Source organism: uncultured Psychromonas sp., assembly GCF_947489755.1.
In the GTDB taxonomy this organism is placed as follows: Bacteria; Pseudomonadota; Gammaproteobacteria; order Enterobacterales; family Psychromonadaceae; genus Psychromonas.
In genome coordinates this window covers 1-228 of the sequence record NZ_CANLFB010000110.1, presented here as the reverse complement: position 1 = coordinate 228, position 228 = coordinate 1, and the positions used below count along the sequence as shown (strand labels likewise).

Sequence of the window (228 nt, the reverse complement as noted above, 5' to 3'; positions counted from 1 at the left end):
GCGGCTAGCTGCCTGCCATTTTTAAAGGCCCCCGCATCACCGACTGATGCCATTAAAGCGGCTGAAATAATAGGCCCGATACCTGGTATGCTTTGTAACAATGCATATTCATCTTTGTCTTTAATTAGGTCGATCAACTCTGTTTTCACTGCTTCAATTTGAACACTTATTCGTTGTATATTACGATAAATACGTAGGATAAAACTGCGTGCTATCGACGTTAATTCA

Annotated in this window: 1 protein-coding gene; it reads right to left on the bottom strand. The window is 40.8% G+C overall.

What is annotated here, in order from left to right; genetic code table 11:
• Positions 1-228, bottom strand: a 228-nt coding sequence (locus Q0794_RS18215) for a transposase (protein WP_298944304.1), incomplete at both ends; no start/stop codon positions are given.